Source organism: Carboxydothermus pertinax, assembly GCF_001950255.1.
Lineage (GTDB): Bacteria > Bacillota > Z-2901 > Carboxydothermales > Carboxydothermaceae > Carboxydothermus > Carboxydothermus pertinax.
The window spans coordinates 75,477-90,847 of record NZ_BDJK01000020.1 but is presented as its reverse complement, the minus strand read 5'-3'; the positions used below and the strand labels follow the sequence as shown (position 1 = coordinate 90,847).

The 15,371-nt window shown below is 41.8% G+C and carries 20 protein-coding genes, 1 pseudogene, 1 riboswitch and 1 other annotated feature; of the genes and pseudogenes, 14 read left to right on the top strand and 7 right to left on the bottom strand.

The genetic code is table 11. From position 1 onward, the window contains the following. Nucleotides 1–68: 68 nt before the first annotated feature. A complete protein-coding gene (locus cpu_RS07160) occupies nt 69–1,196 on the bottom strand; it encodes a 4Fe-4S dicluster domain-containing protein (RefSeq protein ID WP_075859340.1) in 1,128 nt (375 codons plus the stop codon). A gap of 271 nt (nt 1,197–1,467) precedes the next feature. On the opposite strand from cpu_RS07160, the pseudogene cpu_RS07155 reads away from it, so the two are divergent. The 5 genes and pseudogenes from cpu_RS07155 to cpu_RS07135 all read left to right on the top strand — a co-directional run. After that, nucleotides 1,468–1,572: pseudogene (locus cpu_RS07155) on the top strand (hypothetical protein); the annotation flags it as partial. A gap of 48 nt (nt 1,573–1,620) precedes the next feature. After that, a complete protein-coding gene (locus tag cpu_RS07150; RefSeq protein ID WP_077177229.1) occupies nt 1,621–2,862 on the top strand; it encodes an MDR family MFS transporter in 1,242 nt (413 codons plus the stop codon). Then, complete coding sequence (locus cpu_RS14325; RefSeq protein ID WP_077177228.1) at nt 2,825–3,064, top strand: hypothetical protein; 240 nt, start codon at nt 2,825–2,827, stop codon at nt 3,062–3,064. The genes cpu_RS07150 and cpu_RS14325 overlap by 38 nt, the downstream gene beginning before the upstream one ends. Further along, nucleotides 2,991–3,287 (top strand): DUF234 domain-containing protein, encoded by a 297-nt coding sequence (locus cpu_RS14240; RefSeq protein WP_075859339.1) that lies wholly within the window; start codon nt 2,991–2,993, stop codon nt 3,285–3,287. The genes cpu_RS14325 and cpu_RS14240 overlap by 74 nt, the downstream gene beginning before the upstream one ends. Before the next feature lie 40 nt (nt 3,288–3,327). Beyond that, nucleotides 3,328–4,185, top strand: a complete 858-nt coding sequence (locus cpu_RS07135) for a DMT family transporter (protein WP_075859338.1) — start codon at nt 3,328–3,330, stop codon at nt 4,183–4,185. Between the two features lie 2 nt (nt 4,186–4,187). On the opposite strand, the gene cpu_RS14320 is transcribed toward cpu_RS07135, so the two are convergent. The 5 genes from cpu_RS14320 to phnD form a co-directional block, all read right to left on the bottom strand. Further along, nucleotides 4,188–4,331: a ferritin-like domain-containing protein gene (locus tag cpu_RS14320; RefSeq protein WP_305764298.1), complete on the bottom strand. Its 144-nt coding sequence runs from the start codon at nt 4,329–4,331 to the stop codon at nt 4,188–4,190. 47 nt (nt 4,332–4,378) lie between these two features. Beyond that, nucleotides 4,379–4,525, bottom strand: a complete 147-nt coding sequence (locus cpu_RS13645; RefSeq protein ID WP_159433983.1) for a hypothetical protein — start codon at nt 4,523–4,525, stop codon at nt 4,379–4,381. A 51-nt stretch (nt 4,526–4,576) separates the two neighbouring features. Continuing rightward, nucleotides 4,577–4,663, bottom strand: a riboswitch (cyclic di-GMP riboswitch). Between the two features lie 72 nt (nt 4,664–4,735). Continuing rightward, complete coding sequence (gene asnB, locus cpu_RS07125; protein ID WP_075859337.1) at nt 4,736–6,574, bottom strand: asparagine synthase (glutamine-hydrolyzing); 1,839 nt, start codon at nt 6,572–6,574, stop codon at nt 4,736–4,738. A 175-nt stretch (nt 6,575–6,749) separates the two neighbouring features. Further along, complete coding sequence (locus cpu_RS07120) at nt 6,750–7,487, bottom strand: PhnE/PtxC family ABC transporter permease (RefSeq protein WP_075859336.1); 738 nt, start codon at nt 7,485–7,487, stop codon at nt 6,750–6,752. Next, nucleotides 7,488–8,357 carry a phosphate/phosphite/phosphonate ABC transporter substrate-binding protein gene (gene phnD, locus cpu_RS07115; RefSeq protein WP_075859335.1) on the bottom strand — a complete coding sequence of 290 codons (870 nt, stop codon included), beginning with the start codon at nt 8,355–8,357 and terminating at the stop codon, nt 7,488–7,490. It lies immediately after the preceding gene. A 215-nt stretch (nt 8,358–8,572) separates the two neighbouring features. Between phnD and cpu_RS07110 the strand changes: the two genes are divergently transcribed. From cpu_RS07110 to cpu_RS07090, 5 genes are all read left to right on the top strand, one after another. Continuing rightward, nucleotides 8,573–8,959, top strand: a complete 387-nt coding sequence (locus tag cpu_RS07110) for a YckD family protein (protein ID WP_075859334.1) — start codon at nt 8,573–8,575, stop codon at nt 8,957–8,959. Between the two features lie 150 nt (nt 8,960–9,109). Next, a complete protein-coding gene (locus cpu_RS07105) occupies nt 9,110–9,391 on the top strand; it encodes a hypothetical protein (protein ID WP_075859333.1) in 282 nt (93 codons plus the stop codon). A gap of 42 nt (nt 9,392–9,433) precedes the next feature. Continuing rightward, entirely contained in the window at nt 9,434–10,279 is an 846-nt protein-coding gene (htpX, locus tag cpu_RS07100; protein WP_075859332.1) for a zinc metalloprotease HtpX, read from the top strand. 128 nt (nt 10,280–10,407) lie between these two features. Next, on the top strand, nt 10,408–10,668 hold the full coding sequence (locus cpu_RS07095) for a hypothetical protein (RefSeq protein ID WP_075859331.1): 261 nt from the start codon (nt 10,408–10,410) through the stop codon (nt 10,666–10,668). 147 nt (nt 10,669–10,815) lie between these two features. After that, nucleotides 10,816–11,268, top strand: a complete 453-nt coding sequence (locus cpu_RS07090; RefSeq protein ID WP_075859330.1) for a YkvA family protein — start codon at nt 10,816–10,818, stop codon at nt 11,266–11,268. A 15-nt stretch (nt 11,269–11,283) separates the two neighbouring features. On the opposite strand, the gene cpu_RS07085 is transcribed toward cpu_RS07090, so the two are convergent. Further along, entirely contained in the window at nt 11,284–11,508 is a 225-nt protein-coding gene (locus cpu_RS07085; protein ID WP_075859329.1) for an ATP-binding protein, read from the bottom strand. Nucleotides 11,509–11,638: 130 nt separating this feature from the next. On the opposite strand from cpu_RS07085, the gene hflX reads away from it, so the two are divergent. From hflX to cpu_RS07060, 4 genes are all read left to right on the top strand, one after another. After that, on the top strand, nt 11,639–12,856 hold the full coding sequence (gene hflX / locus cpu_RS07080; protein ID WP_075859328.1) for a GTPase HflX: 1,218 nt from the start codon (nt 11,639–11,641) through the stop codon (nt 12,854–12,856). Beyond that, nucleotides 12,853–13,344 (top strand): phosphatase PAP2 family protein, encoded by a 492-nt coding sequence (locus cpu_RS07075; protein WP_075859327.1) that lies wholly within the window; start codon nt 12,853–12,855, stop codon nt 13,342–13,344. Before hflX ends, cpu_RS07075 begins: the two co-directional genes overlap by 4 nt. A 56-nt stretch (nt 13,345–13,400) precedes the next feature. Continuing rightward, nucleotides 13,401–13,611, top strand: a binding site (T-box leader). A 44-nt stretch (nt 13,612–13,655) separates the two neighbouring features. Continuing rightward, on the top strand, nt 13,656–14,138 hold the full coding sequence (locus cpu_RS07065) for an Lrp/AsnC family transcriptional regulator (RefSeq protein WP_075859325.1): 483 nt from the start codon (nt 13,656–13,658) through the stop codon (nt 14,136–14,138). Continuing rightward, the gene (locus cpu_RS07060) at nt 14,135–15,313 is read left to right on the top strand and encodes an aminotransferase class I/II-fold pyridoxal phosphate-dependent enzyme (RefSeq protein WP_075859324.1); all 1,179 of its coding nucleotides are present in this window, start codon (nt 14,135–14,137) and stop codon (nt 15,311–15,313) included. The genes cpu_RS07065 and cpu_RS07060 overlap by 4 nt, the downstream gene beginning before the upstream one ends. Nucleotides 15,314–15,371 lie beyond the last annotated feature (58 nt).

Here is a 15,371-nt window from a genome sequence, read left to right as displayed (position 1 = left end):
ATGTAAATAACAAAAACCCATTAAAAAGATTTAAAACCGACCACCGACGACCGATTACCTATCACTATTTACAGTCGCCCTTTTTCCTGGGCGATAAGGTTCATTTGCTCTTTTTTATCTTTGGGGACGTTGGGAGTAGTGCCCCTTTTTACCAGGGATAAGGCGTCTTTTTTGCAGGCCGAGACACAGACACCGCAGCCAAGGCACTGGTCTTTATTTAAGACCGCTTTTTTACTTTTGGGGTTGCCCGGCTCTTGTTCAACTAAAGATAAAGCATGAACCTGACATCTTTTGACACAGCTTCCGCAGCCGATACATTTTACCTCCTCAATACTTAAGATAAAGCTTGAAGGCTCAATAGACATTACCTGATGTTCGTTTATTGCCCTTAAAACCCCGCAGCAACAGCCGCAGCAGTTACAAATATAGGCTGGCTTATTTTGGACGTTGTCCACCGAATGAACTAAGCCAAGTTCTTTGGATTTAGCAAGAACCTCCAAAAGCTCATCAACAGTTGCCGGACGGGCAAAGCCCCGGCGGATAAGCCAGTCGGCGGCACCACCTAAGGATATACAAATATCTTCTACCGGGGCATTGACCTGGCAGGTTTTGCCGAGGTGCTCCTGCTGGTGGCGACAATAACATAAGGTGAGTGCTCCGCCGCCGGCAGTTTTGACAATTTCGGTGGCTCGCTCAAAAGAAACAATCTCGGTTTTTACCTCATCAGCGATAGCTTCTTCATAGGGAAGCGCCCGAAACATTTTAGTGGGACTTCCGAAAAACTCTTCGGGGACACCCGGTTCGTGGTGATAAGCTTCAAAAAGCTCGGCTAAATCTTTTAAGGGAAGATTGGGATCTACCCGCATAAAAGTGTACTCAAAAAAGCCCACAACGGTGGGGGTTAACATATAGTAAGTTTCGCCCTTACGTACTGCGTCAATTACCAGGCCTTTATTGGCCATGTTTTCCAAATATTCTTTTAACTCGGTGGTTTCAATGCCGGTAGCTGCAGAAAGCTTATCGATGGTGACAAAGCCACCGGGGAATTTACTTCCTATTTCCGCTTCCTGCTCGGTGTAGAGAGTTTTTAAAATTTTCATTAAGGTTTCCGAGTAGGGAGCTCCAACTGGATTTTTATGAAGCCTTTTAGCTAAAGCTTTAAATACTTCTTCTTTAGAAAAACCAAGATGTCCCATAAGTTTCCCTCCCTTTAGAATACATAAAATTATGAATATTTACACTATTGTATTCGCTTTAAGTTAATGAATACCTTTTAAATATAAAAGTTTTTTTAAGTTAAACGGCATCGGAAGATTTAAAAGATAGAGGCTAACCCCGACCGCAGTGCCTAAATAAAAGAAATGCATAGCCGAAAGGGGGATGGTCTAATAATTTTTTTACAGTAAAGGTGCGGGGTATTGCGATTTTCATTAAAAGGCCAGAAGTTGTTCCTGGCCCTGGAGAAATTTTGTTTTAAAAAACTTAATTCCGGTAACAATTGGGAATATTATTGGCGGAGGCTTTTTGGTGGGGCCTGTTTACTGGTTCGTGTATTTGTATAAAAAGACCTGATGTAATATAATTAATTGGTAATTTACTGGAGAGAGGGGAGAGGGGAGTTTGCAGATAGCAATTTCCATAAAAAGAAGCTTGAAGATATACAGTGGCCTTCCCAAAAGCATTTATGTTTTGTTTATAGCCAATATTGTTAATAATATGGGTAATTTTGTCTGGCCTTTTTTAACCATGCTTTTTACCCAGAAACTGGGACTGGGAGCGGAAAAGGCTGGGTTAATAGTTACGTTAGCTATTTTGTTTCAATTACCAGGAGCAGCTTTTGCCGGGAAGATTGCCGATAAAATAGGCCGGAAAAAAGTCCTCGTAATTTTTCAAGGGTTTGCCGGTTTATTGTTTATTCCGGCGGCGTTTATGCCTGGCCCCTATGAGGTGGCTTTCTTTGTAGTCATCTCAGGATTTTTCTGGGGAGGAATACAACCGGTAAGCCGGGCGCTTATTACTGACCTAACCCGGGGAGAAGAAAGGATTCGGGCCTTTTCTTTAACTTATCTTGGGGTAAATATTGGTTTTGCCTTAGGCCCTCTTTTGGCGGGGTTTCTTTATGCCTACGGGATAAAGGTAATTTTCCTGGGTAATGCCTTTTTTTGCCTGTTGTCAGCTGCCCTTTCCGCTCTCTTTGTAGAGGAGCCGGATATCCCCTCTTCCGAGGAAAGTTCTTTGGAAGCACCGGTGGAGGGTGGACTTTTGGAGGTTTTACGGCAAAGACCATCCTTATTTTTCTTTTCTTTGATCTGGCTTATTTATTCTTTTGTGTATGTGCAATCGACCTTTGGTATGTCTTTAACGGTAACGGATCTTTTTGGGGAGTTAAAAGGAGCTAAGGTTTTAGGAAGTTTAATGGCAGTAAACGGCCTTGGAGTGGTACTGTTAACCTGGCCCCTTACCAAAATCTTTGAGCACCGGGAGCCTTTAACAGCGGTATATGTCTCGGGGCTTCTTTATGCTCTTGGTTTTGGTATGCTTGCTTTTGTGAAAAGTTATCTCTGGCTTTTAATTTCGGCCTTTATTTGGACTGCCGGCGAGGTGGCGGGAGCGGTGACCGTTAATGTCTATATTTCGGACCGCACTCCCACTACCCACCGGGGGCGGGTCAATGCTTTTCTCCACATTATGTCCCGGGCCGGTTTTTCCGCAGGGCCTGTGGTGATGGGGGCAGTGGCCAGTGTTTTTGGTCTAAAGGTTCTTTGGCTTTTTTCAGGGGTGCTGGTTTTAATGGCGGCGTTTGCAGTTTTATCTTTAAATCATTATGAAAGAAAAAATAATAACTGGAGGGAAAACCTGTGAAATTAAACTTAATTGCTACTCCTGGCTGAAGGACCGGGCACTGGCTAATCCTTTTTACGGCTCGGGTACCATACCGATGGAAGCGGCTTTAATTGGGCAAAATATAGCACCAGGACTAAACCGGGATATTGCCTTTACCAAATGGCCCGGGGAATCAAAACCCAGTATTATTTTGCCAGCAACTACTTTGGCATTTAGTTAAGCAAGGTACTTTAAACTGTGTTTATACAAAAATAGGAAAGTGGTGGGATAAACAATCGGAAATTAATATAGTTAGTGGATGCAAATACTGGGACCGCAAAGTAGGTTATGAAACTTATACCGAATTACTGGCCAAAGCTCAAAAAGTATTGGGGAAGAAGAATAAACGCAGTGAAAGTTTTATTATCTTTAGTAAAAGAAGGTTTTTCCAAAGAGTTAATTGAAGCATCCAAGACAAGGTAAAAAAATTTGGGGGAGTGGGAAATGAATCAGTATTACCGGGGGGTAGGGCTTACCTTTTTATCGGCAGCGGGTTTTGGCCTTTTGCCGATTTTTGCAGTATTTGCCTATAAAGACGGGGCAACGCCTTTTACCATACTTTTCTGGCGGTTTTTCTGGGCGGGACTTATCTTTCAAGCCTATAACTACTATGTCCATAAAGGATTTGGCATTACTAAAAAAGAAATTTTTTATGTGTTAGCAATGGGCGTTTTATATACGATGCAGTCAAGCTTTTTCTTCATGGCGGTGAAATACATTTCAGCTTCACTTACGTCATTAATTTTTTATACTTACCCGGCGCTGGTGGCGGTGCTGGCGAGTATCGTTTATAAAGACCACCTTGGGGCAAAAGGCTTAATTGCGGTTATTTTAGCGTTTGGGGGACTTATTTTAGTAATAGGAAATATCAGCGGGAAACTAAATCCCCTGGGGGTATTTTTTGCCCTGGCGACAGCTTTAGTTTACTCGGTATATATTACCCTGGGGAAAAAGGTGCTGAGAGAGATTCCGGCGATTACTGCCAGTAGTTTTATCGCCGTGTTTGCGGCGGTTTGTTTTTTAGTGGTGGGAGGATTTAGCGGTACCCTTGATTTGCTGCCGTCTTCTAGGGTTTGGTTTTCAATTGCCGGGATTGTGGCGTTTTCCACTTTGCTGGCGATGTTTACTTTTTTCAGGGGAATTGAGCTTTTAGGGCCGGCAAAGGCTTCGATTATCAGCATGTTTGAACCGGTAGTTACCGTAATATGTGCTGCCCTCTTGTTTGCCGAAAAATTAACCCCCGGGCAAATCGCCGGGGGTGTGCTGGTGTTACTTGGCGCCTACTTAGTCGCCAAACGGTAATTTTAAGGACAGTCCCTAAAATTACCGCACAAGGCTAAATTGGGGACTGTTTCTTCTTCCTCCATCTGTTCGTCGATAAACCACTTTAAAAAGCTTATGGTAGCTTGCTCTTTTTCTTCCATGGCGATGTCACTTAACGCATAAATCCTTTTGGTAACTTGCTGTTCGTGTTCAAAAGCTTTGGTGATGACGTCTAAGATGGAGACTGCTCAAACTCCGGATTTGCCTCATATATTACCCAATCTTTGCTGACTACCGCCAGAGCTATCCCGGCATTGTTAAATATATTTACGTAAATTTTTTCCTTATTTTTTTTATAAGAAAATCCATTCAAACCCATTTAGATCCCCCCCTTATAAATAAAAAAACCCCCGCGGAAAAAGGGGGTTTTCCGGGCAGCTGGCTGGCATGGCGAAAAATCGCGTTAGCCCCTATAGCTTTGCGCCGCCGGCTTTCGCCGGGTTTGCCTTTTTCCGGTAAATATAAATTTTTTCGACAAAATATTTATTAATACAAGTGTAAAGGTATTTTAAAAAATTGTCAATTTAAATTAAAATGTAACTTTATAATTTAAAAACCACCAGTTTAACTGGATTAAATACGCCATAATTTGCGTATCGCCCATCAACTGCCCAAACCAGGGGCGTGAGGATGGTGGTGCTGGATTTTTGATTAAATTTTGGACGGCTTCTTTATTAATGAGCTGGTTTAAGGGCGCAGTAGCATCGTTTAAAATTTCCCTGAGCTTTTCTTTAACTATTTTTGTGTATAGAGGATGATGGGTTTTGGGGTAGGGGGATTTTTTACGATTTAAAATATATTCGGGGATAAGGTCTTTAACGGCTTCTCTTAGAAGTCCTTTTTCTTTATTCCCGTAGGTCTTATATTCCCAGGGGACATTCCACAAATATTCCACTAATCGGTGGTCACAGAATGGTACACGTACTTCTAAGCCCCAGGCCATAGTCATCCGGTCTTTGCGGTCTAAAAGGATCGGCATCCAGCGGGTTAAGGTTAAGTAGGTAATTTCCCGGATTTTTTTCTCAAAGGGAGCTAAATTTGCCGGGAGCGGGGCTTCGGCCAGGGCTTCTTCGTAGCGGTAACGGACATAGGCATCGGGGTTTAATTCGGCTAGCAGCTCTGGGCTAAATAAGCTTTTGCGGCTCTCTAAGCTTAGAGCCCAGGGAAAAGTTTTGGCCCATAAAGCTTCGGTTCGAAAAAACCAGGGGTAGCCACCGAAAATTTCATCGGCACACTCTCCCGACAAGCCCACTGTGGCTTGTTTTTTTATTTCCCGGCTAAAAAGCCAGAGGGATGAATCGATATCGGCCATGCCCGGGAGGTCGCGGGCGGTCATAGCTGGAAATAAGGCTTCAAATAACTCTTCCTGCTTTAAAACAATATTCTGATGGGAGGTTTTTAAATCAGTAACTACTTTTGGGATAAACTTTCCATCAGGGTTTGGCTGGAAATCATTTTGGTTAAAATATTGGTCATTTTCCGAATAATCAACGGAGAAGGTTTTTAGTATTTCACCTCGTTTTTGCAGGGCGCGAGAAGCAAAGGCAGTAATAATTGTTGAGTCAAGACCGCCGGATAAAAGGGTGCAAAGGGGGACATCCGAGACTAACTGCCGGTTTATGGCATCTTCTAAAAGTTCCCGGGTTTTTTTTACCGTAGTGGGGAAATCGTCGGTATGGGGATTAGATGTAAGACGCCAGTAGGGTTTTATAATTAAACCTTCCGGGTTAAAGACGGCATAATCGCCGGGAAGTAGTTCGGAAATATGCGCAAAAACTCCCATTCCCGGGGTGCGGGCGGGACCCAAAAACAATACTTCTTTTAAGCCATCGGTGGAAAGCCTGGAAGGGATGTCCGGATGATGAAGAAGGGCTTTAATTTCGGAAGCAAAAATCAGACTGTCATTTACCAGAGCATAAAAAAAGGGCTTTACTCCGAGACGGTCCCGGGCTAAAAAAAGCTGGTTTTCTTTTTCATCGAAAATGGCAAAGGCAAAGATACCGTTTAATTTAGAAAGACATTCTTTGCCCCATTCAATGTAGGAAACCAGTAAAACTTCGGTATCACAGGTGGTGTAAAAATGGTGCCCTCGAGCTTCTAACTCGTCCCGGAGCTCTTTGGTATTATAAAGCTCACCGTTGTAAACGATGACGTACTGCCAATCCCCGTAGGTGCGAATCATCGGTTGCCGTCCCCGCTCCGGATCGATGACCGCCAGTCGCCGGTGACCAAAAATGACATTTTCCGAATGCCAAATACCTAAAGCGTCTGGGCCGCGGTGGGTAAGGGATTGGGTCATTTTTGATACTATGGAAATTTCCGAGGATAAATTTCTAAAAAAATTTACTATCCCTGCGATGCCACACATGATTACTCCTCCCCATAATAACAATTGGGCTACACCGCTGTAGCGTCTTTAATAGGATATGCAGGGGAGAAGGTAAGGGGTGATTTATTGATAGATTGTTTTTAAAATTTCTTCGGTTAAATTAGCTGGAGGGCCATCATAGACCAGTTTTCCTTTTTTTAACCCAATAAGGCGGCTACAGTATTTTTTGGCAAGCTCCACCTGGTGAAAAGAAAGCATTAAAGTTAAACCTTTTGCATTTAGATACTTTCTCATAATCAAAAACCTTAAAATCAATAAATAACGTTTGCCCGATGCCTCCCGCCCCGATAAATCCAAGAATTAACGAGTTTCTTATGTTTCTTTCAAAGATATAGAGAGTATCGGCGATTAAGTTTGGTAAAGCCTTGGGAACGATACCAAAAAAAGTACCGGCGGCTTTAGAAGCACCCAGCATTAGCAAAGCTTCTTTAAGGCCTGGGTTAATGTTTTCCAGTCGTTCAGAATAAAGCTTTCCCAAGACACCAAAGTTGTGAATAGACAAAGCCAAGACCCCGGCAAGAGGGCCGAGGCCTACGGTGGGAATAAAAATAAGGGCAAGAACAATTTCGGGAATGGCCCTAAAAAAGCCGAAAACTCCCCGGGTTATAGCATAAAGCTTTCTATTGAAACAGGTAGTATGGCTTCCCCCAAAGGAACAAAAAAAGGAAAAGAATGCTGGGATAATTGTACCAAGAAAAGCAATAGCTAAAGTCGTAAGAATATCTAAACCTCGGGCTGGTAAAATGGTGGTATCGGGTGGAAGCCAGCGTTCGTTTACAAAAGCAATTGTATTTGAGATATTTAAGAGTTTTTGCAAGTCAAGTTCTAAATAAAAGAAGGAACCTATAAACATGGATCCAAGGATAAAGAAAATTAAAACTATTTTTTTCATCTAAAATCTTCCCATCTTTTTAGCAGCTTCCCGGATGTCGTTATAATCTTTATCCGAAGCCTTCGTAAAACCGGAAGCACCAAAAATTGAAAGAATTTCTGGATCTTTTATTTCCAGGAAAACACTTAATATTTTTTCGCGAACTTCTTGAGGGGTATCTTTTTTTACCGCCCAGGGATATTGAAATAGCGGCTTTGAGGTCCAGATAACTTTAATTTTGCTTTCATCAATTTTTCCTTTTTTAATTAGACTTTTCAAAATTGCACTATCTACTGCTCCTAAATCCGCTTTTTTATTTTCCACCGCTAAAGCGGTAGCATCATGACCTCCGGTGTAGATAATTTGCTTAAATTTATGGTCTTCGGGGGTATTAAACAAGCCTTGCTCTTTTAAAAACAAACCGGGAATTAAGGAACCGGAAGTGGAGTTGGGATCGCCAAAGGCAAAAACCAGATTCTTACTGTTATAAACAATATCTTTTACGGAATTTATAGGAGAATCTTTTGGAGCAATAATTAAAGAGTGGTAATAAGGTTTACCATCGATTAATAAGGTGGCAATTGCTTCAGCGCCACTATCGCGATGGGCAATAATATACGTATAAGGTCCGAAATAGGCAAGGTCGATTTCACCGTATTTCATTGCCTCAACGACACCATTATAGTCTGGATAGACTTTTAATTCCGCTTTTTTACCAAGTTTAGCCCCGATTTTTTCTGCCAAAGTTGAAAGAGCTTTTTGCATATCTCCCTGGTTTTGGGTAGGTATCACCCCTATCACAAACGGTTTTTCACTTTTTTGGGAACACCCTGGCAAAAAAAGTGCTAAAGTGAAAATAAGCAATAAAATTGAAATCAAATATTTTTTCAATTGCTCACCTCCTATTACATGTAGTGATTATTAAACCGAGAGAATTATAACATAAGAAATTGAAATGTGTAAAATTCCAATAAGTTATCATTTATCTTGTTGCTATAACAAGTAGTAATATTAATCTTCAGGAATTTGTAACATTTTCTCCGAGATTTTGCAAACATTTTGGGTTAAACTAAAATCGAAATCAAAAAAAAAGGGGTGATAAGAGGATGAAAAGAAAATTAATAATTGGGCTTGTATTAGTATTATTGGTGGCGTTTACTGTTCCAGCAATGGCAGCATTAACTTCAGACCAGCAAAAAGAACTAACAGATCTTTATAAGCAGCAAGCAGAGATTATGAAAAAAATCATCGATGTCAGGGTAAAAGCCGGGCTCATTACCAAAGAACAGGGAGATTTCATGAAGCAGCGGATTGATACGATGCTTCAGTACAGACTCCAGAATCCACAAGCCGTTGGCCCGGGCTGCGGTGGCTTTGGCAGGGGTGGATTTGGAGGTAGATGGAATCAACAGGTTCCCCAAACACCCAGCAATGGCTCGACCAACCAAAGCTATACCGGGCCGCAGATAACTGGGGAAGCTTCAAGTCTCTAAATCCCTCTTCTTCAATGCACCTTCCTCCTTTCATATAGATTTTAGCCGGCATTTTGCCGGCTATTACTCTTTTTTGGGAAAAATATTTTGAGTGAATTATGTAATTTATTTTTGACCTTTTTTGATATATAATTATTACTGGTGAGAAGTATGTTAAAAGCTGTTCGCCTTTTATTAATATTCTTGGTAATAGCTTTAGCGGCTTTACTTTGGTGTGGCGAAACTGAAGTAATTACCGTTAGGGATTCATTGCCCATATCTGTGATAGTTTTAGCTGTAAATTCTGGGCAAATTAGAGAAAAAAGAAAACAAGAACCCATTAAAATAAAGCTTTTTGCAAACAGCTATCTAAATAATCAAAATGAAAATAAATTGAAGTATTTTACCAATTCCCGTTGGTATCAGACTTCATATTTTGATATAATGCCCTAAATTAATTGTAAAATTAAGTAAAAAATTGAGGAGGATGAGAAAATGGCCAATACATTAAAAACTTGGCTATTAATGGGTATACTGACCGTTTTGCTGGTCCTACTTGGCCGGGCAATAGGCGGAACTTCTGGAGCTTTTATCTTTTTCCTAATTGCCCTTGCTATGAATTTTATTAGCTATTACTTTAGCGATACGATAGTAATTAAAATGACCGGCTCTTATCCGGTAACCGAGGCGGAGGCACCTGAACTATACTCAATTGTCAGAAACCTTTCACTAAAAGCCGGTCTTCCCATGCCGAAAATTTATATTACTCCATCTTCTCAGCCCAATGCTTTTGCTACAGGCCGAAATCCGGAACATGCGGCGGTGGCGGTTACGGAAGGTCTTTTAAACCTTTTAAACCGGCAGGAAATTGAAGGGGTTTTAGCCCATGAGCTGGCCCATATTAAAAACCGGGATATTCTTATTGGAACCATTGCCGCCTCTATGGCGGGAGCGATTTCCATGCTGGCGGATGTTTTCCGTTGGGGATTAATTTTTGGTACCGGTAGAGATGACGACGAAGGCCCGGGAGGGGCAATTGCAAGCCTGGTAATGCTTATTTTAGCTCCTATTGCGGCTCTTTTGGTGCAGATGGCTATTTCCCGTTCCCGGGAGTATTTGGCCGATGAAACGGGGGCAAGGATTGCCGGATCACCGGTGGGCCTTGCGGAAGCTTTAAAGAAACTCCATGCTTACAGTTTGCGGATACCGATGGAAGTATCTCCGGCGGCTTCTCATATGTTTATTGTAAACCCCTTAAATGGGCGAGCGCTGATGGCTTTATTTTCCACTCACCCGCCCATTGAAGACCGCATTGAAAGGCTTTATGCTATGAGGTGGTAGCTTAAAATTGCAGGTATGGCTTATAGCTGTACCTGCTTTTAATTCGAAAATCCAAAATGTAGACTTGGGATTGTTAATTACCGTTTACAAAAAAATGTTAAAAAATTAAAATTAAAGCAGGAATATTGGTGTGCGAGGAAGGTGAGGACCTTGCAAGATTACCAAAAAATGCTGGCGAGAATCTGGAAGAGGCATCAAAATACTTAGGAGTCTTTACCGTTAAACTTTTAGTGGAAAGGGTAATTTACGATTTAAGCGGTGAAATGCCGGAGATAGAAATCTTAGAGTGTGATGAAGCTGGCTTTAATTTTGAAAAAATCCGGAAATTTATCAAAGACAACCCCGAATTTAACTTGGGACAAAACGGGCCGGATTTTTGGGCTTTTTAGCATTTACTTACCTTACAATTATCATTATGAAGATGATGAAAAAGAATTTTTCGCAATGGTGGGGAAATATTTGTCTTTTGTTTATCTAAGAAAAGAAACGGTTTAAAAACTTTGGGGCAGGGATAAAATATAATAAGGTGATATTTTATGTATGAAAAAATACCTGCTCTTTTAAAAAAAGTGCCCCAATATGCGAAGCTTGCCTTGCGCTTAGCGCGCCACCAGGAGCTCACCCTTAAGGAGAAGTCGATTTTAGCGGGGGGGCTATTATACTGGGCATCACCTATTGATTTTATTCCCGGGGTTATTCCAGCTTTAGGGCAGCTTGATGATTTAATTGTTGCTTTATCGTCTCTAAACTATGCGTTAAAAAAGCTGCCGCCGGATATCCGAAAACAGGAACTTTTGGCTGTGGGTTTGGAAGAAGGAGAAATTGAGGAGGATATTCGCTATTTAAAAGCCCTTGCCCGGGAGATAGCCGGACAAACTCTGAATTTTTCCGTAAAAACCCTGAGCTTTGCCGGAAGGCAGGCAACAAAGCTAATGATCAAAGGAACAGGTTTTCTTGTGCGAAAGCTAATAAAATGGAGTCAAGGCTGACCTTTTGGGCCAGCCTTATACTTTTTCCACAAGGCTAATAGCTCCTGTAGAACAAAAAGGTACACATTTACCACAACCGGTACATAAGTCTTGATTAACCGTAACGGGTTTGCCAAAGCCGGGGAAATCGTATTCCGCCGGTTCCTGTTCAATAGCCCCAAAGGGGCAGACCGCAACTAAAATACAAGCCGGGGCTTGATCGCAGAGAGTTGGGTCAACTACAGCAACTCTTTTCGCCATAATAACCCCCTTGAATTATGCTAATAATAGTATTTACGAAATAAACTTAGAAATATCTTAAATAAGATTTAGCTTTAAGTCAAGAAAAATTTATTTGTGGTATAATGGTCAAAAAACCGGAGGTAGAGCGGTGGAAAAGGCAGTAGTAGCGTTTTTAATACAAGATGGAAAAAAATTTTCTTACCAAAAGGAGGAGTTTTTAGCCCTTTTAAAAACCCGGGGTATTGAACCGCAGGCAATAGTAATACAAAAACTTAATTGGCCTATTCCTGCAACTTATTTTGGCTATGGTAAAATTCAGGAGATAAAAGAAGTTTTAAAAAGCCACGGTTTAAATCTTCTGGTGGTAGGAGGAGATTTAACCCCAACGCAAGCTAAAAATTTAGAAGACTATTTACAAGTAACGGTGATAGACCGGACCCAGGTTATCTTAGAAATTTTTGCCGAGCATGCTCACTCCCATGAAGGGAAAATCCAGGTGGAGCTGGCACGGCTACTGTATAACCTGCCACGAATCACGGGGCTTGGCCAGGTGTTATCCCGCCTTGGGGGTGGGATTGGTACCCGGGGACCAGGGGAGACAAAATTAGAAATTTTAAGGCGAGCAATTCGCAAAAGAATCGCAGACTTACGGAGGGAACTTAAGGAAATAGAGCAAAACCGTGAAGTAAAACGCTCGCGGCGACTGGAGGTTGGGGTACCGATAATAGCTATAGTGGGCTATACCAATGCGGGGAAATCCACCTTATTAAATGCCCTTACTGGGGCTGGGGTCCTGGCGGAAGATAAACTTTTTGCCACTTTAGATCCCACGGTGAGAAAACTTATCCTTCCTACCGGACAGAAGGTCCTTTTAACCGATACGGTAGGATTTATTGAAGATATGCCGGCACTTATTATTGAGGCCTTTAAATCTACTTTAGAAGTAGTATATGAAGCTTCTCTTATCCTGCATGTGGTGGATGCTGCAAGTCCCTACAGGGAGGAGCAGGAAGCAGCGGTAGAAAAAATTTTAAAGGAAATGAAGGTTACGGTCCCGGTAATTACCGTTTATAACAAAATTGACCTCTTGCCTGCTGCTACCCTTTTTTTGGGGAAACGGACGGTAGGGATTTCGGCTAAAAGTGGAGAAAATATTGAAAATCTGATAAAATTAATCCAAAATACTCTTTTCCCGCCGGAAATTACCGTGGAAGTTGTTTTGCCCTATCCCCGTACTGGAAATCTAGAGTTTTTAAAAGAACACTTAAAAATTGAAATGCTGGATTTCTTACCCGAGGGTATTAAAATAAAAGTTACAGGTCCAAAGGAAAAAGTTAATAAGTATTTAAGGAGAGCTCTGGTATGAGTTTGTTTTTTGCTATCAACCGTTTTGCGGGAAAAAGCCTTTGGTTGGATATTTTTATGAAATATGTTTCCCTTGGAGGAATTTATTTTTACTGGATTATTATGCTTTATTTGTTTTTTACCGGAAACCTTCTGGTAAAGTTTTATCTTTTTAAAACCGGGGTTGTGGGGTTAATTGCTGTTTTTATCGCTAAATATTTGGGTAAGCGCTATTATTTTCCCAGACCTTTTGTGAAACATCCGGTTAAAGTTTTATACCCTCACAAAGATGATAGTTCCTTTCCTTCCGACCATGTCACCGGAGCGGTGACACTGGCTTTGGGCATTTTGGGGGTGGCGAAAGTTGCCGGACTTATTTCTTTGGGGTATGCGGTCCTAATAGCGGTAGCAAGGATTTATGCCGGGCACCATTATCCCCGGGATGTTTTAGGGGGAATATTATTGGGGGCGATAGTGTATTATCTGGCAGAATTTTTTAATTTTCTTTAAAAAATTATTATTGACATTTGTGTATAAATTTTCATAAAATATTTTCCAAATACAAAGTAAAGGCGATGCGAAGAAAAACCGGGATTTTTTCTGGTAAAGAGAGCCGGGGTAGGTGAAAGCCGGTACAGGAAAAACCCGGGGGCCGTCTTCTAGCTGGGGAGCTGAACCTAAAGTAAGTTCCTACGGGAGACCGTTATCTAAAGGAAGCGGACAGGAGTTTTCCTGTCAAGTTGGGTGGTACCGCGAGGTTAGGCCCTCGTCCCAAATGGGGACGGGGGCTTTAAAATTTTACGGACAAGGAGGAAGAAAGAATGGAGCGTGAAATTTTACAGTTACTCCACGAAAACGCTAAACTTACCGCCAGGCAAATCGCCACCATGCTGGGGGTGGCGGAAAAGGAAGTAAAGGCTAAAATTAAAGAATTAGAAGAAAAAAAGGCAATTATTAAATACCACACGCTTATAAACTGGGAGAAAACCGAATACGAGCCGGTAATGGCTTTAATTGAAGTAAAGGTAACTCCCCAGCGGGAAGTGGGATTTGACGGTATTGCCAAAAGGATATATCAGTTTGACGAAGTTAAAGATGTTTACCTGATGTCCGGGGATTACGATTTAGCGGTAATGGTTGAAGGAAACTCGATGAAAGAAGTGGCGTTATTTGTAGCCTTAAAGTTATCCACTATTGAAGGGGTGCAAAGCTGCGCTACCCACTTTATCTTGAAAACCTATAAACATGAAGGGGTAATATTAGACGATGATGGAGAAGATAGAAGGCTGGTGATAAGTCCATGAGCCTTGAAGAGAAAATAAATCCAATTTTACGGCAAATACCCCCTTCGGGGATTAGAAAATTTTTTGACCTAGTTGCCAATACCAAAGGGGTAATTTCTTTGGGAGTGGGGGAACCGGATTTTGTCACCCCCTGGTATATCCGGGAGGAGGCAATTTACTCTTTAGAAAAAGGATATACTATGTATACCTCTAACCAGGGGCTTCCAGAACTTAGAGTAGAAATAAGCCGTTATCTTATGAGGCTTCTCGGTGTGACCTATGACCCTGTCCAGGAAGTTTTGGTAACAGTAGGGGTCAGCGAAGGGGTGGATTTAGCTTTAAGGGCTCTTATTTCTCCAGGAGATGAGGTTTTAATTCCCGAGCCTTCCTACGTTTCCTACGGTCCAACGACAATGCTGGCTGGGGGAAAGCCGGTTTTTATAAAAACCCGGCCGGAAAATGGCTTTAAATTAACGCCGGAACTTTTAGAGGAAGCGATAACTCCCCGCGCCAAAATCCTAATCCTTTGTTATCCCAATAACCCTACTGGAGCGGTGATGACTTACGATGACCTGGCAAAACTACTGCCGATTATTGCTGAACATGACTTACTGGTAATTTCCGATGAAATTTATGCGGAACTAACCTATGAGGGGAGGCATGCATCCATTGCTTCTTTCCCCGGGATGAAAGAGCGAACCATTGTTTTAAATGGTTTTTCTAAAGCTTTTGCCATGACTGGCTGGCGACTTGGCTATGCAGCAGGGCCCAAAGAAATCATTGCCGTAATGACCAAAATACACCAGTATACGATGCTTTGTGCTCCAATTACAGCGCAAAAAGCTGCCATTGAAGCTTTAAGAAATCAAAACGGAGCAGTAAAAAGGATGGTAGAGGAGTACAATTATCGGAGAAGAATTTTAGTGGAAGCTTTTAACGAAATGGGTATCTGGCTTTTTGAGCCCAAAGGAGCGTTTTATGCTTTTCCGGATATCTCAGTAACCGGCCAGTCCAGCGAGGAGTTTGCCGAAAAGCTTTTATTTGAAGAAAAAGTAGCGGTAGTTCCTGGTTCGGCTTTTGGAGCATCGGGGGAGGGATTTATCCGGATTTCCTATGCTACTGCCCGGAAAGACTTAATTGAAGCGCTAAAAAGGATAAAAAGGTTTGTACGGAAAAATTCTCTCAAAAAGAAGTAAAAGCCCCAAAACCCGGGGTTTTTTCTTTTTTAAGAAAAGTTTTACTTGAGTTTTGCAG